The sequence below is a fragment of the Streptomyces sp. NPDC088747 genome, from assembly GCF_044751025.1.
In the GTDB taxonomy this organism is placed as follows: Bacteria; Actinomycetota; Actinomycetes; order Streptomycetales; family Streptomycetaceae; genus Streptomyces.
This window is the reverse complement of sequence record NZ_JBIVKZ010000029.1, coordinates 1-20739: the sequence shown is the minus strand read 5'-3', so window position 1 is coordinate 20739 and position 20739 is coordinate 1. Positions and strand designations below refer to the sequence as shown.

Here is a 20739-nt window from a genome sequence, read left to right as displayed (position 1 = left end):
GAACACCCCCGCCTGCGCGGGGACCACTCCTCCGGGCCCCGCACCGTGCTGGTGCGGGGCGGAACACCCCCGCCTGCGCGGGGACCACTTGCCGCGGTAGATCGATGACGTCTTGAGGTGCGGAACACCCCCGCCTGCGCGGGGACCACTCCATGACCCGTGGGGGCATCGAGGGCGCGGACGGAACACCCCCGCCTGCGCGGGGACCACGTCTGCCCCGCCACCGGAAGGGATACCACCACCGGAATACCCCCGCCTGCGCGGGGACCACCATGGGCGACGACCGTACGCGGCGCGGCACGTCGGAACACCCCCGCCTGCGCGGGGACCACCCGGCGAGGGTGAGGCGGCTGGGCATGCGGTGCGGAACACCCCCGCCTGCGCGGGGACCACTAGGACATGGTGGGTGCTCATGAGGGGACCGCCGGAACACCCCCGCCTGCGCGGGGACCACGTCGCTGGTCAACTCGAACGTGACCGACGCGCAGGAACACCCCCGCCTGCGCGGGGACCACCCGCAGGGCGCCACGACTCACCGCCGGGACGACGGAACACCCCCGCCTGCGCGGGGACCACTTGGCCGCGATGCCGGCGCTCTGCGCGGTCGTCGGAACACCCCCGCCTGCGCGGGGACCACGACGCAGCCCCTGCCCTACACCCGGCCGCCGCCGGAACACCCCCGCCTACGCGGGGACCACGCTTCGTTGCGGTGGCCGCGCTGGTCGGCGACCGGAACACCCCCGCCTGCGCGGGGACCACCGCGGTCCTACCGATCCGGGCGCGCGCGGTCGGAATACCCCCGCCTGCGCGGGGACCACGAGATCCGCTGCCGCGACCTGATGGTCAGCGACGGAACACCCCCGCCTGCGCTGGAACCACCCACGGCTCCATCACCTCGGCCGACCAGCCCTCGGAACACCCCCGCCTGCGCGGGGACCACGCGGTGAGTGTGGCGACGGAGAGCGGTGCCCGCGGAACACCCGCGCCTGCGCGGGGACCACTTCGCGTCGTCCGAGAAGCAATATCCGCCGTACGGAACACCCGCGCCTGCGCGGGGACCACGGCGAGGTGGCGGTCTCCCAGTCCTGCGGAGCCGGAACACCCCCGCCTGCGCGGGGACCACTGGCAGGGCTCACACAAGGGCTCGGCCCGCCTCGGAACACCCCCGCCTGCGCGGGGACCACTACCGCGCTGCGCCGATCTGCTCGCGCGCTGGCGGAGCACCCCCGCCTGCGCGGGGACCACCGCGGCGTCCTGCTCATCCCGAAGGGCACCCGCGGAACACCCCCGCCTGCGCGGGGACCACACATCGCAAACCATGGTTGACGTCAATTCGTGCGGAACACCCCCGCCTGCGCGGGGACTTCGAGGTCCGCGATCGGGAACACGCTGTCGAACTCGGAACACCCCCGCCTGCGCGGGGACTTCGAGGTCCGCGATCGGGAACACGCTGTCGAACTCGGAACACCCCCGCCTGCGCGGGGACCCCACGTTGGCCGACGTGGATGCGCGGCCGGTGGTCGGAACACCCCCGCCTGCGCGGGGACCACGCGTCCTACAGCACCTTCATCGGCAAGCCGGTCGGAACACCCCCGCCTGCGCGGGGACCACTACTCGGGTACGGCGCCGCTCGGTCCGGCGTACGGAACACCCCCGCCTGCGCGGGGACCACGGGCATCGCGGACGGCGCCGTGTCCGTCGGCGGAACACCCCCGCCTGCGCGGGGACCACGCCCCAACATCACCCGATGATCGATTACAAAACGGAACACCCCCGCCTGCGCGGGGACCACCGCCGTCAGCAGGGCCACGCACTCGGACACCGCGGAACACCCCCGCCTGCGCGGGGACCACGACCGACCCTTCGTCCACACCGTGCGCAGCTCCGGAACACCCCCGCCTGCGCGGGGACCACTTGACCACCCAGTCCCACACGGCCAGCGTGACCGGAACACCCCCGCCTGCGCGGGGACCACGCTTCCTGACCTGCGACGTCAGGCGGCCTTTGCCGTGTCTTTACAGTCAACTTGCTTGGGTGCCATGGGATTCATAGTGGCAGAACTCCGGTGAGGGAGGGCCAGTACTTCACGGAGCAGTATGGCGCCGGTATGCGGGTCTCCAGGTTCTTCCGCCGGTGACGAGGGTTCGGTTGCGTTGCTGGTCAACGTTGTTGGCGGGGCGTTGTCAGTGGCATGTGGTGGACTCTGCGCGCAGGAGCGAGCGGCGTCATGCACCACTGGCAGAGTGGGCTCTCTCTGGCTGAATGTGCGGTGCGAGCGCGGCAAATTCTGGTGGTGGCGGGGCAGCCGCAGCCCCTACTCGCCAGGACCACGGAGGGGCAATGACGGTCAGCGATCCTGGGGCGTCACCACACCCGGTCGGGTGAAGTCGCCACCTTCGGCGAACTTGTGCCGGGGGCGGGCTCGTCCTGGCGAGTATGGAGCCGATCAACGAGGTACACGTGAGTGAGCGGGGGCTTGCTGTGGTGGACATTACGGCCGCTGACGACGCGACGGCGTTCACGCTGCAGGAAGCCCTCGCCGGGCGATGGGCGACCGCGACGGCGGACCGCACGACCCGGAGTCCCGGCCAGCCGGGAGTGCGTCTGCGCTGCTACCTGGACCTGCGCCAGCCGATGGATGCCGGCTGCCTGGATGGTGAGACTGGGCTGACACCCAGCTCATCGACCGCATCGTGAAGACGTAGCGGAAGGCCGGTGAGGACTGTAAGTACTTCGCCTCGCCCCCCGTAGAGCGGGAAACCGCACTGCGGCGATATCTGGGTGTCGTTTTGCCGGTGAAGGACTGGTGTCGTTCGGTGGATTTGGGCGGCCGTGTCGCTCCTGTGAGTGGGTGTGGCGAAACGCCGGATGGGGCTGTGTCGTGTTCGGGGCAGCGCGCTGTCGCCGACAGCGGCGACGTCGTGATCGTCACCGGGCCGATGGCTGACGTGGACTGCATCGATCCCGCGAGGGTGTGGCTCTTCTGCGGGGACGTTCCTGATCAGGCTCTGAGGCCGTAGTTGCGCTGGTCGGGGGCGGGGGAGAGGCGTTCGTGCTCGCGGGCGGAATGAAACGCCCGATAGGTGTTGAAGTCGCCGTTGTGTGGCGACCGGGCGCTCCTCGATGGGTTGCGCCGGTCGGACGCGCCGCCTCTCATGGGCGGGGACTTGGCGATGTCCGTCTACGGCGAACTGTTCCGTCCGCGGCGCTCGAGCAGGGGTTGCTGTTCACCTGGTGAGAGGTTGCGGCATCGGTGGATGAGCGGGTCGCACCGCCGGTAAGGGGCGAGTCCCCCGAGCCCGCATCATCAGCACCGGCATCTGGTGGAACATGCCCCGCGCGGTGGGCTATCTGCGGTCTGCAGGCCCCTTCCCCCGGCCGACGTCTCCGAGCCGGTCGCCGACGAGTTCATCGGCACGTGCGCGCCGACCTGTCCAAAGCCTGGGGGTGGCATCCCACGCAGGCGTGGTGCATCGTCGCCGCACTCAGGCCGGGTAAGGGGCAGCCTCGCGTGCCGACTTGAGCGCACCCGCCCACCAGGCCAGCTGATCGAGCAGCGACTTGGCGTACCCGGGGGCCTCGGGGTCGAGCGGACGGCCGTCCTGCCATGCCGTGAAGTAGTTGGGAAAGGCGAGACCGTCGCGGATCGTCACCGCATGCAGTTCGGTCAGCACGTTCTCTAGGTGCAGGACAGCGTGGCGGCCGCCCGCCGCGCCCCCGTAGCTGACGAAGGCGACAGGCTTGGCCGTCCACTGGGTGAAGTGCCAGTCGATGGCCGCTTTCACGGAGGCGGGGTAGCTGTGGTTGTACTCGGGTGTGATCACGACGAACGCGTCCGCGCTGTCCAGTGCGGTGGTCAGGTGCCGCATCCCGGCCGGGCGAGGGTAGTCGTCGCCGGCGTACTTCGGCGATGCCGCGGGCAGGGACAGCGGGATCTCGACGTTGGCCAGGTCGACGACATCGACGTCGAAACCGCCGTGCGAGTCGGCCTGTTCAGCCAACCAGGACGCCACCACCGGACCGAACCGCCCTTCGCGGACGCTCGCCACGATGACCACCAGCTTGTGTGTGTTGTTCTCCATGCCCACCACCCTCGGGTCTGCCCTCGACCACAGCCAGGCCGAGTTCAGGCTGGCCCCCGCAGGGCCCCCCTGAGCTCCCCGCGACCGGGCCGGCCCGCCCTATCCTCAAGACATGGGTACGCCGTTGGGAGACTTCATCCGGAGCATGCGCGATAGTGTCCAGCCGGAGACACTCGGCCTCCCGGATCGAGGCCGCCGCCGCTCACCGGGGCTACGCCGCACGGATCTCGCGGCGCGCGCCGACATCAGTGTCGAATACCTGACCCGCATCGAGCAGGGCCGTGACCGCAATCCCTCGGTGGCGGTGGTGCACGCTCTCGCCGACGCCCTCAGCCTTTCCCCCACCGAGCGCACCCACCTGCGCTACCTCACGAGGATCACAGGCGGAGAATGCACCGCCCACACCCGACCCGCACCCCCACCCCGGCATGTGCGAGACGCCGTTCAGCAGACACTCCGCCTCCTCGAACCAGGCATCGCCGTGGTGACCAACCGGCTGGGTGACATCCTCGCCCACACCTCCGCGTACCAGTCGGTGACGAACGGCAGCGGACTGCTCGACACCGAAGCCCCGAACCTCACCCGCTACGTCTTCTCCGACCCCCGCGCCCGCACCTTCTTCGTCGACTGGGACGATGTCGCCGACGAGCAGGCATTCGACCTGTGGCTCGCCCCCTCCGTCGAGAGCTCCGAGTGGTTCACCACGGAACTCGCACTCCTTGCCGGCCCCGATCTGACCCGGCGCCTGAACCGGCACGTCGTTCCGCAACGCGGAGTCCTCCGGCTCAGCCATCCAGCCGGATGCGAGCTCCGGCTGCTGCGAGAGACACTCGAACTCCCCGCTGACGCACAGCAGTTGACCGTCTTTCACCCCTCGGACGACGAGACTGCCGAGGCCATCGAGCAACTCCGCCGCAGGCGCCGGCACGGCATGCTGCGGACTATCTCCTGAGGGTGCAGCTCTTCTGTGGGGAAGGCGCGACCTGCCAGAACCCCGCTCCATGGGTGCCGGAATCGGAGGGCTGACCTGCTCCTCGGAACACCCCCGCCTGCGCGGGGACCACTGGTGCGGCCACACCACGTAGCCGCTCGGCTTCGGAACACCCCCGCCTGCGCGGGGACCACTCACCGGGCCGCGCGCTGCGCGCCTTCAGGTGCGGAACATCCCCGCCTGCGCGGGGACCACGGCACCACGGTGTGGCTGTCCGCCCGCCGGCTCGGAACACCCCCGCCTGCGCGGGGACCACATTCCTGGCCGCCGTCCGGTGCGTCCGATCACCTTCGACTCCGCGGTGTAGCTGCGACACTGGAGACTGCGCGCCGGGTAACGCCCGGTATAACGAGGCCCTGCCGTGTACCCCGTCACGGTGGGGCCTTCGCCGTTTTCGCCCCGGCTGTCAGTGGGCGCGGCTACGCTCGCGGCCCTCATCTACGTTCCGGGGGGAACCATGCGCAGACCCATCGTCATCGCCGCCGCCCTCAGCATCGCCGCCACCATCGGACTCGCGGGCTGCGGCGGCCAAGACAACGTCAAGGCCAAACCCAGCGTCCGCAGCGAACCCGCCTCCCCCACCCCTGACGTGGTCGACCAACTCGTCGAGTGGCGCGACAGCGGCGGCAGCGAAACCCTCGACACCTTCCTTGAGTACCTCTCCGCAGTCGACAAGGCGTCCGACCCTGTGGATCTTGGCGGCCTCCGCGATGCCTGTGCTGATCTCGCCGCTCACGTCGAAACCGCAGAACTCGAAGACCCCATCCCTGACGAGACTGCCAACAACAGTTGGAAGCTCGCCCTCGGACACTTCGCCGCGTCCGCTACGGCATGCACCAACGGCGCTGTCAGCGACAGCCAGGACGACTTCGATCTGATGGCGTCCGAGATGGACATCGGCATCCGCCACATGACTGCCGTCAGTGACCGCATCGGAGAGTTCGCTCCCGAGTGACGTCCGCGTTGGAAGGGCCCCGCTCTCCGGGAGGGCGGGGCCCTCGTCATGCGGCGGGCTACTCGTCCAGGGTGAGCGACACCTCCGGCCACGCTTTCCCTTCGGGGGCAGTAGCGTGGCCGCCGCGACACGCCAGTCCCGCATGGTCACGGAACACCCCCGCCTGCGCGGGGACCACCCGCTATCAGGGCCCACCCGATCCCGAACTCGCGGAACACACCCGCCTGCGCGGGGACCACTTCGCGATCACGTGGACCCGGGCGCCGGTGTCCGGAACACCCCCGCCTGCGCGGGGACCACCCGGCCTTCCGCTTCTTGTTCAGGAACACCGCCGGAACACCCCCGCCTGCGCGAGGACCACGACTTCCATCGGTGCCTCGCAAAGACGCTGCGCGGAACACCCCCGCCTGCGCGGGGACCACAGCAGGTCCGACCGCAGCCCAGCCTTCGCCAACGGAACACCCCCGCCTGCGCGGGGACCACGAGTCGGTGCCTGCTGCGGTGACGAGTGCGATCGGAACACCCCCGCCTGCGCGGGGACCACGAGAGGGCCGAACACGACCAGGCGGTCGGGTACGGAACACCCCCGCCTGCGCGGGGACCACGCCATTGCGGCCGTTGTGGCGGCCCCCTGGGGCGGAACACCCCCGCCTGCGCGGGGACCACTCGGCGACGCGCTCGGCGTGGTCGAAGTGCCGCGGAACACCCCCGCCTGCGCGGGGACCACTCTTCCTGCGACGTCAGGCGCTCTTTGCCATGCCTTTGCGATCAACTTGCTTGCCTGCCATGAGATCCATAGTGGCAGAACTCCGGTGCGGAGGATGAGTACTCCACGTAGCCGTTTGGGCGTCGGCACCAGGGCCGTCACGGGTGCCGTGGGTTCCGGCTCGCGGGTCACCTTCAGCTGTGGCGCGGGGGCAGGAGCGCGGGTTCAATGCCTGTGGCTGCCAGCCAGGTCGGCCAGGTTCGCGGCGTGCCGGCCGAGGCCGCTGCCGAGGTCGAGGAACGCGTAGTCCCGCCATCTCACCGAGGGCGTTGATGCCGGGGCCGGTCTCCGGGATTCCCCAGTCCCACCGGTCCAGTTCGGGCAGCTGAAGTCCTCTGGTGAGCTGGTGGGTGCCGTAGGTGTTCCAGATTTCGAGGGTGTCCTTCTCGGTGGTCACCGAGTCCTCCATCGGCCCTGACGGTAACCGGCGGTGGGCAGTTGTCCAGGGACAACTGCTGAGCGACGCGTACCAGCGTGGTCCGAGGCCTGCCACTGAGGCGCGCAGGGGCGTCACTTTCGGTAGTCGGCCCAAGCGGTAGCGGCGGTGCACAGGTTGTGTGTCCACTCGTCGTCTGTGTCGGCGCGGGCGATGGACTCCCACAAGCGGCGTTGGGCTCGGGCGAATGCGTCGATGAAGGGCGCGGGGGCGGTCTTCCAGGCGGGGTGGCTCTCGACCAGGTGGTGCGCTCCTTCAGCGGTGTGGCCGGAGGCGATCAGCCAGATCACCCACAGGGCGGGGTCGATCCAGGCGGCACCTCGCGAGGCCCATGCCCAGTCCACCAGCCGGGCCTGGCCGTTGGTGATGAGGACGTTGTCGGGTTTCCAGTCCGTGTGCACCAGGTGAGGGCCGCTGAACTTCTGCAGGTCGTCGGGATCGCTGACGTAGGCGCTCATCCGTTGCGGCATGGTCTTCGTCTCGATCTGTGACGGCACGGTCAGTGAGGCCAGCGTCGCCATGGCGGCACTGATCTGTTCCAGGTCTGCGGAGTCCGGCGAGTAGTCGGCATGTCGGCCTCCCAGGTCCTCGAAGCTGAGGAGATCCCACGAGCTCTGGCGGATGTGCCAGCGCAGGCTGGGGGCGAGACCGCCGGTGTGCGGGTTGATGTCGGCCTCGCGCTGCTGTGTCCACACCCGCGGGTGGTCCGTGCGCAGACCCTTCACGAAGGTTGTGCCGCTGGCGAAGTGGATGCGCGCGGCGATCTCGGAGTTCAGGCCGGCCGACACCATCTCGACCCGGTGGACGTGACCGTCGATGGTTTCAATGATCTTCAGTACGTCGCTGGGGATGTCGGTCAGACGGTGCGTGGGCACGGGATGGCTCCAGGGTGAACTGGTCGGATCAGGTACATGGTTCACGAGTGCGGCGGGGGCCCACATGGGGCGGCCCCCGCCAGGGTGGGTCAGTTGTAGGGGTTGTCGTCGTTGCAGCCTGGCAGGGTCTCCGCGATCAGCGCCGCGACGTCTTCAACGAGCACGACGTCGTTGGGGTCTTGCGCAGTCGTGGGCTGGACTGGTGGCGGCGGTTGGATTTCGACCATGACAGCGGTCATGAGGTCACCTGCTTCTTCCTGTGTTGGCAGTAGTTCTCCAGTGGTGCCTTCGCCTCCTGGAAGACCTTGGCCATCGGCCTGCACACCCGGCAGGTGCCAGAGAGCTGACAGCCGGAGCATCCTCCGGTGCGAAGCATGAGGGAATCGGCGATGCCGCCGAGTCGGGCCAGTCCTTCGACGCCCTCCGCGAGGAGGTCGATGTTCGGCTCCCGGCCGACCTTGCAGATCGAGGCACGGCCGAAGGGATCCGCGTGGAAGAACGTGTGGCCAGCGGGGCAGCCCGTGAACGGTGCCCGCTGGGTGAGGTGTTCGGGGGACTGCGCGGGCAGCGTCTCGCCAGTTCCATGGATCGTGGGCGAGATGTTCGCGTACTCGCGGTAGGACAGGCCCAGTTGAGCCGCCCAGGCCCGCATGGCTTCCTGTTCGTGCGCGTTGCGCCGCACGATGATCAGGCTCAGATCGAGGTTCAGCCCGGCGGCCACGGCCATGGCCAGGCCGTCACTGAACCGCTTGAAGGCTCCACGGCGCCTGGTGACGGCGTCGTAGGTGTCGGCGGTCGCCCCGTACACGCTCAAGGTGATCTTGGATGGGCGGTACTCGGTGAGCAGACGCATCACCGCTTCTGTGCGCAGCCGTGAGCCGTTCGACAGGATCTCGATCTGCATGCCCAGCTCGTTGGCGAGTCGGTAGACGCTGGGGAAGTGCGGGTCGATCAGAGGCTCACCTCCGGTGATCTGCAGCCAGATCACCCCGGCATCCCGCATCACGTGCAGCAGTTCCCGTTTGCCCTCCAGGTCCAGGCCGGCGAAGCGTTTCTCACCGAGGTAGCACATCTCGCAGTCGAAGTCGCAGCCCAGGTTGATCTCCCAGGTGGCCCGGCTGAACTCATAGGGTCCCGCCGTGCGCACCAGGACAGTTCCCGCGGCCGGCCGGCCGCTCAGATCGATGCCCCACTGCGCAGTGGCAGCTTTCGCCAGCCAGCCGGGCACGGCGCCATTACCGGTGACCGCTGCGTCGATCTCCGCGAACTTGGCCGCACCGAGCTTGATGGCTTTGGGGCTTCCCGGTCGCAGGACGAGGTGACTGGTCCCGAAGGGGACTGCGGTGACGGCATGCATGCGACGACCTTCCTGTGACGGCGCGCTACGGCTGGACGGTTTCTGCCGCGCCGCCGTGGCGGTCAAGAGGTGTTGGAGAGGTATGGGTTTCCGACTCATGGACGGTCGGCCTGGGACTGGGAGCGGCTCTTCTCCCCCGGGCCACCGCCGGGTTCAGATACCAAGGGGGCTTGTGGGGCTCTACCTCAGGGATGAGGAAGGCGGGATGGTCGGGCCGCACTGTTGTGGTGTCCTTGATCTACGTCGCGAGAAGGGCTGAGAAGGGTCACAGGGCAAGGTCATACGCGGCCCGCCGGGCGACGTTGCGGCGTAGTGCTTCGGCCATGCCGGCGCGGGAGTAGACGACCTTCAGGCCGTCGTGGTCGCTGTCGGGGGTGTCGATGATGCTGACTTCAAGGACGGCGTTGATGAGCCAGGGGTCGACGTAGTGGCGGTCGATGCGCCGCGGGCCGCCTTGGGAAGGCTTGTTCTGCCCGGCGGTGGCGCAGAGCGCGTCGGGTTGGTGAAGTGTGTGTGCGGCGTAGCGGGCGGGGTCGTGGAGGCCAGCGCCGAGCAGGGTCTCGTCGGCGTAGGTGCAGCTGATCCGTGTGCCGTCCGGGCTGCGGTTCGTGCGGTGCATCATGTGCATCCGGTCAGTGATGCCGTCGTCTGTCCAGTCGATCGGCGGGACCGTCTCGCCTGAGGGGTGCGGGTATTCGTTCATGTCGCCGCCCCCGAGGAATGCCGAGCCTTGGTTGATCTGGTCGGCGAATGCGAGGATTTCGTCGGTCTCCAGCTCCCGGCGGCGGGGCGAGTTGAAGGCCAGGTGCCAGCTCATGATCACGATCGGTACCTCGGGCACCTCGCGCAGGCTGGCGACGATGTGGGTGGGCGGGCAGCGCCACAGCGGAGCGGACTCCAGTTCCTGCTGGACGTCGAATTCCTGGCGGACGTCGAAGACTCCGGGCCGCACGAACAGTCCGGTGGGGCTGTTGCCCCAGCCCTGCCCGCCGACGAAGCCCCGCATTTCCAGGAGTTCTGCAGCGTCGTGGAGCCTGCGTTTGCCGCGGGCCCGGCTGTAGGTCATCTCCTGGCGCAGCAGCACGTCAGGCCGATGCGTTTTGAGCAGTTCGTGGGCGGCACGCCATCGCGCGGGCGGGCGGCCGTTTTCGTCTGGGCCGCCGTCGCGTTCGAGGTTGAAGGTGATCACGGTGATCACGGGTTCGCGGTGGATGCTGTGCGCACTGCTCACTACGGTCTCCTACGGCTGAAGGGTGCGTGGTGGAGGGTGGTGTGGCCCGGCGCGGGGGCGGTTCGACGTCCTCATAGGGGGGAGAGCGCCGGTCCGGCGTCCCCGCGCCGGGCCGGGTCCCGCGCCCGGCAACGAGGGGTGCCTGGCGTGGGACGTTCAGAGCCGGCCCGTGGTCAGTGGCCGGCGGGACGGGTTAGCCCGGGAGGGGGCAGAGGGTTGCTGAACCGGCGCGGCCAGAACCCGGGCGCGCCGATCTCCGACGTCAACGGCACAAGGTCGGGGCGCGTCCAGACCTGGTTGAACGCGTGGAGGCCCAGGGTGTCGATGATCTGTGTCACCTCGGCGGTGCCCTGCGCGAACTCGGCCCGCTTAGGGTTGTGGTCGCGAAGCTTGGTGAGCTCGCGGTATTCGTCGGACGCGAGCGGGCTGATCTCATCGGTCGTGACGGGCTCACCGAAGATCTTCGTGGTGATCTCCCGGTCCGCCCAGTACGCGTGCCCTTCCATCAGAGCCCCGTAGGCCCGGTCGGCGATGCCGCGCAACTTGGGGAAAAACGTTCCCTGCATCGCCCAGACCTCACCGTCACTCGTCGCGTACTGCGCCAGGTGGGTCGTCTCGTGCGCCACAAGCTTGTGCAACAGACGGTCGTCGTCGAGGACGCCCGCGTGCGTGAGCGCCTCGGGGAGGATCACCAACTCGGGACGGCCCTCCGTGAAATCGATGGCCTCGCCGAACATCAACGGCCAGTTCATCTGCAGAAAGCCGAGCGCGGTCATCACCTGGTGCCGGACTGGGGGAATCACTTCGCTGGGGACGCCGAGCTGCGCAACTTCCTCGGCCAGTTGTTCCATCAGGCGCCTCTGATGCGCGCGTAGCCAGTTGTCGACCGTCATCGTGTGAATGACTACCTCGTCCGGCAGGGCCAGCCCGGTGATGGCATCGACGAGAGGGACCGTTGCGGCGGCTATTGCTTCGAGCCGCGGCACGAGCGATTGGAATGTGCGGTCTGCCTCATGGTGAACGGTGATCTTCATACGGTCCTCGTGACGTGGCGGGTTGGTGAACGTGGGGCCGGGGCCCCACGCACGGTCAGTGAGCGTGGTCGGGAACTCCTGGGACCACTGGGCCCGGCGTGCGGGCGTCGGATCGGGCTCGGTCGTGCAGGCCGCCGCCGTGTCCGGGATGGAGACTCATCACGGTGTCCTGCGGTGTGTGAGGAGGGTGTGGTCGGCGGTGAGGGGTGTCCGGCCCGTGGGTGGCGTCGATGCCGGGGCTGCGGTCACTTCGGGTGGGGTGTCCTGAGGGGGTGTTGGGGGCCGGTCCTTGTCGGCAGCCGTCTTCAGCCGGTGGTGGAGCCAGGTGTCGGCCAGCATGATCACGAAGGTGGACGCCCACCGGTAGATGGCGGGGATCCACTGGAGGCAGACCGACAGGTCGAACAGGGCGTGGGCGGCGATCAGGGGCAGGAGACTGCGGTAGCGCAGGTAGAGCCAGATGCGTCCTGCGGCAAAGACCGCGGCGCCGACGGCGGCGAGTCCGAGGTAGGCGTGCAGCAGGACCTCGGCCGTGCAGACCGCGGTGTAGATCTGCCATGCGGGCCGGCGCGCTGCCGTCAATAGCGTGACCGTGGCGGCGATGATCACCACGTCCTCGACCGCCACGGTCCCGACAACCGTGATGGCCAGGCTCCAGATGTCGCCGATCCCGAGGACGGACATCTGGTCGGCGGGCTTCACGGTCGGCAGCCCGGACAGCCCGGTCGACGCGAGGAGTTGCACCACCAGGAAGGCGAATACTCCGCCGGCCAGGCAGGCGACGAGGACCCAGTGCGCGATCTGCCATTCACGCAACCGCTGGGACGCCGTTGCCGGAAGGCTGCCGCCCAGTCGGGCGCCGTGTGCACGGGCCACCTCGATGGCCAGCCATGCCAGCACACACCCGAACACGGTCTGGCCCGCGTTCCGTGCGAGCGCGCTGGAGAAGGGAGCAGCCATGAACATGGCCGCCGCGCCGCAAAGGACCGCGGCACCCCGCTCCAGGAGACGCCGCCGGCGTGTGACCCGGGCAAGAGTCGTACGGGCGATCACAGTCCACGACAGCCAGAAGAACACGATCACCGCCGCACCGAAGTGCGCCAGCCCAGCCACGGGCTGCGCCCACTTCACGCCGTACGCGGCGCCCGCGATCAGCGCGGTACCGGCCAGCGGAAGGATGCACGCAAGCAACAGAAGCCCGGCCACCTGCACAACCACACGCCGCAGCGGCACATCGGATCCCGGCACGGCCGCCGTGCCAGAGGAGTCGGGTAATGCGGGAAGACGCAGTCTCACGCCGGTCCTCCCGTGGTGAAGGGGGCGAAATCGTCGACGTCGTACACCGCAAGCTGCGCCCACGGGCTGGTGCCCGACCCGAAACGGGCACTCTGTTGGGTCAGTTCGAACAGCAGGCACAGCACGGTGCTCGCGATGCGGTCCATGCGGTCTGCGCAGTCGAGAGCGGTTGTGGCAGGGCTGGTTCGGTGGGTCTCCGCGAGGTGGGGCAGGAGGTCACGCACGGAGGAACCCCCGCTCGCGTTCGATGTCGGTGACCTGGTTGTGCTGGGCGTTGATCTCGGCCGCGGCTGCGTGGGCGTAGTGCCGTACCAGGGGTGCGCCGAAGGCTCGCAGGGCGATCCCGCCTGCGAAGTCCGCCAACGCTTCTGCCAGGTTGCGCGGCACCAGCAGCCGTCTGGTCTCGTGGTAGGCGTCACCGGTGCAGGGCTCGGGCAGTTTGGGGTGATCGGTGATGCCGTGGATGATGGCGGCGGTCACCGCGGAGAGCGCGAGGTAGGGGTTGGCGTCGGCTCCGGGCAGCCGGACTTCCAGGTGGGTGTTCTCGTCGCGGCCCACGACGCGGACGGCGCAGGTGCGGTTGTCGATTCCCCACGTGTAGTTGATGGGGGCGAAGGAGTGCGGGGCGTACCGCTTGTAGGAGTTGGGGGTGGGTGCGTACAGCGGGGCCAGTTGCGGGAGCGCGGAGAGGAGCCCGGCGATCGACTGCTGGAGCACGTCGGGCAGTTCACCGTCCGGCGCCATGGCGAAGACCGGCTCGCCGTCTCCGTTCACGAGGGAGATGTGCAGATGCATGCCAGAGGCGATGCCGGTCTCCGGGGACGCCATGAACGTGGGCGCCATGCGGTGCTCGTCGGCGATGTGCCGGACGGCGTGCTTGTAGAGGGTGTAGATGTCGCAGGCCGGGACCGGGTCCCCGTAGGGCCAGGTCACCTCGACCTGACCCGGAGTGCCTTCGGTTTTGATCGCCTCTACGGGGGCGCCGGCCTGGTGCAGGGCGTGGCGCAGGTCGCGGAAGAACGCGTTCAGCGCGGGCGGGCGGCTCAGCGCGTAGTCGAGGTTGTGGGGCCATGCCGGTGTCAGGTCCTGGTATCCGGCTTCTCGGACCTGAGCGGCGGTGCCCTTGTAGGCCATGAACTCGCCCTCGATGCCTACCTGGAGGAACAGGTCGTGTTGTTCGCCGAGGGCTTCGATCTGGTTGCGGAGCATCCGGCGCGGGGCGCTGTCGACGGGGCGGCCGTCGGGGTGGGCGGCGTCGGCGTGGACGAGGACGGTGCCCGGCAGGTAGGACAGACGGCGGACGGTCTCCAGGTCGGGGACGGAGTGGAGGTCGCCGTATCCGTTGTGCCAGCCGGTGAGGTCGAAACCGTCCATCGGGGTCATGTCCACGTCCGAGGCCAGGACGTAGGCGCACATGTGCGGGCCGGCGGGGAGATGGGACAGGAAGTGACGGGCGTCCAGGTCTTTGCCCGCGAGGCGTCCCAGCATGTCCGGGACCGCGACCAACACGGTGTCGATCTCACCGGACTCGACCAGGCCGTGGAGGTGTTCATCGGTCACGAGTTGCACAGACGGAGGCCGGGTGCCGTAGGGGCTGGGCTGGTCAAGCATCAGATCACCTCCCCGGCGAGGGCGCGGTTCTCGGCTTCGCTGCCAAGCGGAGGGATCTTGTAGTCGCGCTTGCCCTTGGTGATCCACATGATCCAGGCCAGGAAGAGGACGGCGATCAGGGTGACCCCGGCGTAGTTGAAGGACTCGCCAGTGATCGGTGAAGTCTGGGGCAGGCAGAACACCACGGTCAGGACCACCACGTAGGTGACGGAGATCCAGCCCAGCGGCTTGCTCCAGGCGCCCAGGTTCCACGGGCCGGGCCGGAACCTCTTGCCTGCGCGGAGCCGGAGATAGACCGGGATGGCGCAGGCGGGGGTCATACCGATGACGTTGATCGCGGTGACCGCGGCGTAGGCGGTGGGCGAGTACAGGCTCGGCAGAGCGAGAAGGAACGCGACGCCGACCGACAGCCACACCGCGGCGATGGGGGTGCGGGTGCGGCGACTGACACGCCGCCACGTCGAAGAGAACGGCAGTGCGCCGTCCCGGGAGAACGCGAACACCATGCGGCTGGCCGCGGCGGTTTCCGCGTTGCCGCAGAACAGCTGGGCCACGATGACGACCAGGAGCAGGCCCTTGGCCATGCCCGTCCCCAGCACGTCGATGAAGATCTGCGCCGGCGGCACCCCCGTGCTCGTCCCCAGCGTGCCGTCGTAGTCCTGGATCGCGAACAGCATCCCGGCCAGGAGCACGAACCCGGCGGCCCAGGACCAGGCGATGGCCCGGACGATGCCCCGGGGCGCGGCCGTCTGCGCCTGAGTCGTCTCCTCACTCAGGTGGGAGGAGGCGTCGTAGCCGCAGAACGTGTACGCGGCCAGCAGACATCCCAGGGCGGCGACGTAGAGGGGGCTGGTGAAGCCGGTGCCGTTGTTGAAGTGACCGAACACGAACGTCGCACTCTGGTGCTCGACCGGGGCGAGGGTCAGCGCCCCGACGATCAGCAGGACACCGCCGAGCTGCCACCACACGGAAATGCTGTTGAGGACGTTGACCAGACGCACCCCGGCGGCGTTCAGGGCACCGTGGAGCAAAAGGATGCCCGCGAAGATGAGGATCGTCGTCTCCGGGGTGGGCACTATGCCCCACTGGAGGTTGGCGAACGCGCCGACGAACAGGGCACACCCGTAGTCGATGCCGGCAATGGCGCCGAGCAGGCCCAGGAGGTTGAGCCAGCCCGTCACCCACGCCCAGCGAGGGCCGCCGAGACGGTCCGCCATGAAGAACAGGGCACCGGAGGTGGGATAGGCAGAGGTCACCTCGCCCAGACACAGGCCCAGCAGGAGCGTAAACAAGCCGATGGCGACCCAGCCCCACATCATGACCGCGGGGCCACCGGTGTTCAGGCCGAACCCGAACAGTGTCATGCCGCCGGCCAGGATGCAGATCACGCTGAAGCTGATCGCGAAGTTCCCGAAGCCGCCCATCCTGCGGTCCAGTTCGGGAGTGATGCCCTGCGCGAGCAGCGCGGCATCATCGTTGAGAGCGTGAGCTCTTCTCGGAGACAACGGAGAAATCCTCTGATCGAAAGGGTGGATAAAACGCGTGGGAAGGGTGGTGGGGGGCGCTGGGGCGGAGGTGCCCGGATGGTCACCGGCGGCCACCCGTGACGTTCAGGGCTCTGCGGCGCGCCGTACGGAATTCGCTCTGCCACCACTGCGGGTTCGGGGTGACCAGGGCCCACGGTGCGGCGGTCACGTAGGGGCCGATCGCCTCGAACACCCCCGCCGCATGCCCCACGCCTGTGGCGGTCGCGGCATAGGCCAGGTAGTGGAGGTCCAGTAACGAGCAGGACCGCAGATCAGCGTGGGCGAACCAGACGTCCAGACCCCTGCGCACGTAGTGGGCCTTGTCGGCGGTGCTCCAGTACGCGATCACACTGGCGGTCTGCTGGTGTTCCAGTTGCAGCCGGTAGGTCTCGACATAGGCGTACAGCGGCAGCAGATTCAGCGGCGACCCCTCAGGCGCGAAGGTCGTACACCACTGGGCGAAGTCCAGGCCTCCCCGGCTGCGAGCGTGGTAGACGCCCAGCATCCGGTGATAGGCCTCGCGGTTGCCAGGGTCGCGCTCGTTCACCCAGTCCAGCACCCTCCACGGCCCGCGCGGCAGCATCTGTTCGGGCGGACGGTCCCAGTGGAGCCGGTGATGGGGGAACCGCTCGTCGACGTCGGTCTGCGCGAGTGCCAGGTAGCACACATAGGGCACGGGATCGGCCGGCCACCGATCCGCAGCCGCCTTGCATGCAGCGCGGGCAGCGACGACCGAGGCGGTGAGAGGCGGACCGGAGAGCCCACTGCGGAAAGCGTTGAGGACACGCTGCGTCAGGACCCGGGCCCGCATCATCAACGCGTCCGGATCGGAGGGCTCCTCGACACACCACTGGTCGACCGCCTTGTTGTTCGCGGCCCCGACAGCCAGCACCTGACTGCGCGAGGTACGCAGCGCCCAGTTCCCATCCGTGGCACGCAGCAGCTGCTTCGCCGCGAGGTACCGGTCCATCCGCAAGTCCTCAAGCGCCAGGCGCAGTTCCTCGTCCGGACCGGCAGCATGTTCAATCAGGTCCATGTCACCGCGGGACATCGACGCAGCCCCCTATCGGGCGAGGGTCTACAAGCGGGAGACATGCCTGACCGGGCGCGAGTAACGGGGACATGGAGGGTGAATCCTCAAGAAAGGGGGGTGAGTGGGAGACCGTCGGGCGGCAGCCTGCTTGTCTGGTTCTTGGGGGAGCCAGAGAGCCGATGACTGCGGCCCGACGGCCGATGAGGGGAGGCAACGTGCCGGGGAGTTCATATGGAGATGTCTGGCGGCCGGATCAGCGCTTGGACGACCTTGCCGCTCTCAGTGGGGGCGTAGGCGATCTCGGCGCCGAGCTGGCGTGCGGTCCACAAGCCGCGAGGCTTTTCGCCCTGCGCTGGCTCCCACGCAACGGCCTCGTCGAAGCCAGGAAAGTCGATGCGGGCGTCGTGCACCTGGATGACAAGTTCGCCGGTCTTAAGGAGCGTGCATCGCATGGGGATCTCTGCGTACTCCGGTACTCCCGAGTGCATGACCGCGTTGGCCATCAGCACACCCCCGACCTCAGCCGCGTCCTCGACATCGACAAGAACGTCCGCCAGAGTCAGGTACAGACGGGTGTAGCGGCGGGCGTTGCCTGCCGCATGACGGCCGGCCCGCAACTTCCAGTGCCGCGTCCAGACCGGCTCATCGCGGACGGGGCCGGGGATCGCAACGATGCCACCCTCTTCCATGGTTGTCGTTCCTTCTCGGTGGGGGAGGGCGCACCAGGTCGTCGTGCCGTCCCGGCTGACGCCCCAGTCGTCGGCGATGGAGGCGACGATCAGGAGACCGCGTCCGTCCTCGTCGTCAAGAGCGGTGTTGGCCGGCTCGGGACGTCTGTGAGAGCCATCCCGTACCTCAATCACGAGGTGGGTAGCTGTGAGATACAGGCGTACTCCGACGTCACCACGACCGTGCTCGAACGCGTTCGTGACGAGCTCGGTGGCAAGGAGCTGGGTCGAGTCGATTAGTCCGGACAGACCCCAGTCCGTCAGTTTGACCCGAATAGCGAGCCGCACCTGAGATGGCACAGTTCTGTCTACTACCTCGATGGCGCCGCCCGTTGAGCCGCTGGAACGAGCGAAGGACATTTCAGTTTCGGCGTATACGCGGCGGCGACGGAGGACTTCGCTATCCGCCCGCGAGGCAGTAATCAGGGGCATGCCAATCTCTCCGTACGTCCGGGAGTTATGGACGCCAGATACATCGCCACTCTCTCGGCATGGCAAGCAGATAAGGGCGGAATTGTCCCTGTTTGCTCCCGCACCTCCATGGGGAGGGTTGCGGTGTGCTGCATCTCCAGCTTCACGGGGGGACTCCCTGATTGCACACTCTCGTGCCTGGTCAAACACCCTCTGCAAGGGCTGATACGAGCGTGGCAATGGTGGCGGTACGGATCCAGTCCCATCCCTTCATCGGTTCCTCGTACATGGCCGACGTTCTTCCTCGGATGTTCATCGACTCCGCTAAGTACCGTCTGTATGGGGCATGTTGATGGCGTGACCGACTTACCGTCTTAGCAGGGACATGTTCGGCAGACAGGATGGGAGGCACGGTGCGCACGTTCTTCCGGTACTGGCTCGACGAGCGGGAGCTACGCGACCACAAGGACTTCGTGCAGCCATTCCTAGAAGTGGCCGCACGGCTGGGGCTGAAAGGCTTGGAGCCCGCTAAACCGACCATTCAGGCCTGGTACTACGGGACGCGAAAGCCACAGGGAGACTTCCGCCGGGTGATCGTCGCCTGGACCAACCACAGCATCGACCAGCTGTGGACTGAGGTTCCAGAAGGGACCGTTCCCGACTTCCGGCCCTTGTCCGACACGTCATCCACTGCACGTCATGCCGATCTCGGCATGGATCTAAGCGACATGAAAAGGACGGGCGCGATGGCTGTTCGACGCGCGAAGGAATTCCTTCTGGGAGCCGACCGAGACAGAGTGGGCACGGACACTTTCGACCTACTCAAAGACGACGTTGCTCGACTCGTCGCCGCGTATCCACGAGAGCCCCTTTCGGCCATCTGGACCGATCTGCTGGATTCCCAGGGAGAGGTACTGCGTCTTCTGGAGGGCGGCAGGGTCCGACCGTCGCAGCTGCGTGAACTCAACTTCATGGCCAGCGCCCTGTCCTTCCTCGTGGCCAAGGGTTTCAACGACATGGAGGACCGGAGCCAGGCGATGACGATGGCCCGGGTCGCCGCAGCTTGTGCAAGGGATGCCGAACACCCGCCCCTCGTCGCCCTCGTGGACGGTCTCAAGTCCCTGATCGCTTACTGGGGAGACAAGCCCGGAGACGCTCTCCACTTCGCCCAGCAGGGCGCAGCAACAGCCGCCGATCACAAAGGCACCGTGGGACTGTGGTTGCTCGGTCTTCAGGCACGGGCCTCAGCCGTCCTAGGCGATGAGGAGACAGTCCACTCGGCGAACCAACTGGCCACCGACCGACGCGACCACGTCGTACCGGATGAACTCGACTCACTCGGCGGCCTGTTCACCTATTCAGAGGAGAAGCAGCTCTACTACTCGGTGGAATCCGAAGCTCTCCTCGGCCACGGTGACGCGCAGCTCGCCGCGCAGGCCGAACTGGCTGTGCAGGGCTTCAGCGATCCCACCGCCCCGTCCTGGGCCTTCGGGGACCTGGCCGGATCGCAGTGCGACCTCGCTCTCGTCCGTCTTTACGGTGGGGACGTAGAAGGTGCCGCCGCCGCCCTTCGCCCGGTCCTGGATCTGCCGTCCTCACACCGGAACAACGGCATTGTCGTGTCAGCCCAACGCGTCCGCCGGGCGCTCACCAGCGATCAGGTACGCACTGCCATTGCGGCGCGTGAACTCCGCGAGGAGATCGAGATCTTCCCGCCAACGCGCCCTGCGCTACCGCGATAGCCCACAGGTAGAGTCCCCAGCATGCACCCGGTCAAGCGTTCCAGCCAGCGCCTGGATCTTCGCGAACTCGCGATCGACGACGTGGACGCTGTATTCGCGATCTACGGCAGCAGAGAAGCCACGGAGCATCTGTCGTTCGAGCCGCGTACCCGCGACCAGGTCGGCCACATTGTCGCCCGATCCGTGGCTTCTGCCACAGAGAATCCGCGACCCGAGTACGCACTCGCGGTCGTGGAACGGGACACGGGACACGTGATCGGCTTTGGACGGCTTGCCCTGGACCCCCATCAGCAGCGCGCGGCCACCTTCGGTTTCGCGCTGCGCCCAGACACCTGGGGCATCGGCTACGGCCTTGAGACCGTGCGACTCCTGCTGGGACTTGGGTTCGAAGAACTTGCCCTGCACCGAATTTGGGGCGCACGCTCCCCCCTGAACGAGGCTTCCGCGAAGACCATGATGGCGGCAGGCATGGTGGCGGAGGGCACCATCCGGGGCCACATCGAGAAGGCGGGCCAATGGCGCGACTCGGTCGTGCACTCAATCCTCGTTGAGGAGTGGAAGCCCTAGTAATGCTTCGTTAGGTCTTTCCGTTGATGCTGATCAGGAGCATGTTGGGTGTGTGGACGCGTATGAAGTGAGCCGGTTACGGGCGGCGTTGGCGTTGT

General features: G+C 67.9%; 17 protein-coding genes and 3 CRISPR repeat arrays (1 of these 20 only partly in view). Of the genes, 5 read left to right on the top strand and 12 right to left on the bottom strand.

Features of this window, described 5'->3' with window-relative positions; translation table 11 throughout:
• A CRISPR array of direct repeats spans positions 1-1975; the repeat unit is 29 nt; unit sequence CGGAACACCCCCGCCTGCGCGGGGACCAC; it reaches 917 nt to the left of the window's first position.
• 461 nt (positions 1976-2436) lie between these two features.
• Positions 2437-2697 carry a DUF6207 family protein gene (locus ACIP79_RS41565; RefSeq protein ID WP_401232983.1) on the top strand — a complete coding sequence of 87 codons (261 nt, stop codon included), beginning with the start codon at positions 2437-2439 and terminating at the stop codon, positions 2695-2697.
• A gap of 788 nt (positions 2698-3485) precedes the next feature.
• Here ACIP79_RS41565 and ACIP79_RS41560 read toward each other — a convergent pair.
• Positions 3486-4082, bottom strand: a complete 597-nt coding sequence (locus ACIP79_RS41560) for an NADPH-dependent FMN reductase (protein ID WP_401232981.1) — start codon at positions 4080-4082, stop codon at positions 3486-3488.
• A gap of 112 nt (positions 4083-4194) precedes the next feature.
• Between ACIP79_RS41560 and ACIP79_RS41555 the strand changes: the two genes are divergently transcribed.
• Together ACIP79_RS41555 and ACIP79_RS41550 are read left to right on the top strand one after the other, a co-directional pair.
• Positions 4195-5034, top strand: a complete 840-nt coding sequence (locus ACIP79_RS41555; RefSeq protein WP_401232979.1) for a helix-turn-helix domain-containing protein — start codon at positions 4195-4197, stop codon at positions 5032-5034.
• An 82-nt stretch (positions 5035-5116) separates the two neighbouring features.
• A CRISPR array of direct repeats spans positions 5117-5329; the repeat unit is 30 nt; unit sequence TCGGAACACCCCCGCCTGCGCGGGGACCAC.
• 201 nt (positions 5330-5530) lie between these two features.
• Entirely contained in the window at positions 5531-6028 is a 498-nt protein-coding gene (locus tag ACIP79_RS41550) for a hypothetical protein (RefSeq protein ID WP_401232976.1), read from the top strand.
• Between the two features lie 149 nt (positions 6029-6177).
• A CRISPR array of direct repeats spans positions 6178-6755; the repeat unit is 29 nt; unit sequence CGGAACACCCCCGCCTGCGCGGGGACCAC.
• A 549-nt stretch (positions 6756-7304) separates the two neighbouring features.
• On the opposite strand, the gene ACIP79_RS41545 is transcribed toward ACIP79_RS41550, so the two are convergent.
• The 11 genes from ACIP79_RS41545 to ACIP79_RS41495 all read right to left on the bottom strand — a co-directional run bounded on the left by ACIP79_RS41545 (position 7305) and on the right by ACIP79_RS41495 (position 18353).
• Positions 7305-8105 carry an aminoglycoside phosphotransferase gene (locus ACIP79_RS41545; RefSeq protein ID WP_401232973.1) on the bottom strand — a complete coding sequence of 267 codons (801 nt, stop codon included), beginning with the start codon at positions 8103-8105 and terminating at the stop codon, positions 7305-7307.
• Between the two features lie 89 nt (positions 8106-8194).
• Complete coding sequence (locus ACIP79_RS41540; RefSeq protein WP_401232970.1) at positions 8195-8344, bottom strand: hypothetical protein; 150 nt, start codon at positions 8342-8344, stop codon at positions 8195-8197.
• Positions 8341-9462 (bottom strand): radical SAM protein, encoded by a 1122-nt coding sequence (locus ACIP79_RS41535; RefSeq protein ID WP_401232968.1) that lies wholly within the window; start codon positions 9460-9462, stop codon positions 8341-8343. The genes ACIP79_RS41540 and ACIP79_RS41535 overlap by 4 nt, the downstream gene beginning before the upstream one ends.
• A 265-nt stretch (positions 9463-9727) precedes the next feature.
• The gene (locus ACIP79_RS41530) at positions 9728-10660 is read right to left on the bottom strand and encodes an endonuclease/exonuclease/phosphatase family protein (protein WP_401232965.1); all 933 of its coding nucleotides are present in this window, start codon (positions 10658-10660) and stop codon (positions 9728-9730) included.
• A 206-nt stretch (positions 10661-10866) separates the two neighbouring features.
• Positions 10867-11727: a hypothetical protein gene (locus tag ACIP79_RS41525; protein WP_401232963.1), complete on the bottom strand. Its 861-nt coding sequence runs from the start codon at positions 11725-11727 to the stop codon at positions 10867-10869.
• A gap of 159 nt (positions 11728-11886) precedes the next feature.
• Positions 11887-12933, bottom strand: coding sequence for a type II CAAX prenyl endopeptidase Rce1 family protein (locus ACIP79_RS41520; RefSeq protein ID WP_401232960.1), 1047 nt, complete (start codon positions 12931-12933; stop codon positions 11887-11889).
• Positions 12934-13019: 86 nt separating this feature from the next.
• Positions 13020-13169 carry a hypothetical protein gene (locus tag ACIP79_RS41515; RefSeq protein WP_401232957.1) on the bottom strand — a complete coding sequence of 50 codons (150 nt, stop codon included), beginning with the start codon at positions 13167-13169 and terminating at the stop codon, positions 13020-13022.
• A 70-nt stretch (positions 13170-13239) separates the two neighbouring features.
• Positions 13240-14634, bottom strand: coding sequence for a glutamine synthetase family protein (locus ACIP79_RS41510; protein WP_401232954.1), 1395 nt, complete (start codon positions 14632-14634; stop codon positions 13240-13242).
• Entirely contained in the window at positions 14634-16058 is a 1425-nt protein-coding gene (locus ACIP79_RS41505) for an amino acid permease (RefSeq protein ID WP_401233108.1), read from the bottom strand. Before ACIP79_RS41505 ends, ACIP79_RS41510 begins: the two co-directional genes overlap by 1 nt.
• A gap of 163 nt (positions 16059-16221) precedes the next feature.
• Positions 16222-17211, bottom strand: coding sequence for a hypothetical protein (locus tag ACIP79_RS41500; RefSeq protein ID WP_401232951.1), 990 nt, complete (start codon positions 17209-17211; stop codon positions 16222-16224).
• A 209-nt stretch (positions 17212-17420) separates the two neighbouring features.
• On the bottom strand, positions 17421-18353 hold the full coding sequence (locus ACIP79_RS41495; protein ID WP_401232948.1) for an ATP-binding protein: 933 nt from the start codon (positions 18351-18353) through the stop codon (positions 17421-17423).
• Positions 18354-18745: 392 nt separating this feature from the next.
• On the opposite strand from ACIP79_RS41495, the gene ACIP79_RS41490 reads away from it, so the two are divergent.
• Positions 18746-20074 carry a hypothetical protein gene (locus ACIP79_RS41490; protein ID WP_401232945.1) on the top strand — a complete coding sequence of 443 codons (1329 nt, stop codon included), beginning with the start codon at positions 18746-18748 and terminating at the stop codon, positions 20072-20074.
• Positions 20075-20095: 21 nt separating this feature from the next.
• Positions 20096-20641, top strand: a complete 546-nt coding sequence (locus ACIP79_RS41485) for a GNAT family N-acetyltransferase (RefSeq protein ID WP_401232943.1) — start codon at positions 20096-20098, stop codon at positions 20639-20641.
• Positions 20642-20739 lie beyond the last annotated feature (98 nt).

Bases quoted from the DNA above. Each gene is read 5' to 3' on its own strand.
- ACIP79_RS41565 (WP_401232983.1), top strand. From the start codon at position 2,437: ATGGAGCCGATCAACGAGGTACACGTGAGTGAGCGGGGGCTTGCTGTG.
- ACIP79_RS41485 (WP_401232943.1), top strand. From the start codon at position 20,096: ATGCACCCGGTCAAGCGTTCCAGCCAGCGCCTGGATCTTCGCGAACTC.
- ACIP79_RS41540 (WP_401232970.1), bottom strand. From the start codon at position 8,344: ATGACCGCTGTCATGGTCGAAATCCAACCGCCGCCACCAGTCCAGCCC.
- ACIP79_RS41500 (WP_401232951.1), bottom strand. From the start codon at position 17,211: ATGTCCCGCGGTGACATGGACCTGATTGAACATGCTGCCGGTCCGGAC.
- ACIP79_RS41525 (WP_401232963.1), bottom strand. From the start codon at position 11,727: ATGAAGATCACCGTTCACCATGAGGCAGACCGCACATTCCAATCGCTC.
- ACIP79_RS41550 (WP_401232976.1), top strand. From the start codon at position 5,531: ATGCGCAGACCCATCGTCATCGCCGCCGCCCTCAGCATCGCCGCCACC.
- ACIP79_RS41495 (WP_401232948.1), bottom strand. From the start codon at position 18,353: ATGCCCCTGATTACTGCCTCGCGGGCGGATAGCGAAGTCCTCCGTCGC.
- ACIP79_RS41555 (WP_401232979.1), top strand. From the start codon at position 4,195: ATGGGTACGCCGTTGGGAGACTTCATCCGGAGCATGCGCGATAGTGTC.
- ACIP79_RS41560 (WP_401232981.1), bottom strand. From the start codon at position 4,082: ATGGAGAACAACACACACAAGCTGGTGGTCATCGTGGCGAGCGTCCGC.
- ACIP79_RS41515 (WP_401232957.1), bottom strand. From the start codon at position 13,169: ATGGACCGCATCGCGAGCACCGTGCTGTGCCTGCTGTTCGAACTGACC.
- ACIP79_RS41535 (WP_401232968.1), bottom strand. From the start codon at position 9,462: ATGCATGCCGTCACCGCAGTCCCCTTCGGGACCAGTCACCTCGTCCTG.
- ACIP79_RS41505 (WP_401233108.1), bottom strand. From the start codon at position 16,058: ATGGGCGGCTTCGGGAACTTCGCGATCAGCTTCAGCGTGATCTGCATC.
- ACIP79_RS41510 (WP_401232954.1), bottom strand. From the start codon at position 14,634: ATGCTTGACCAGCCCAGCCCCTACGGCACCCGGCCTCCGTCTGTGCAA.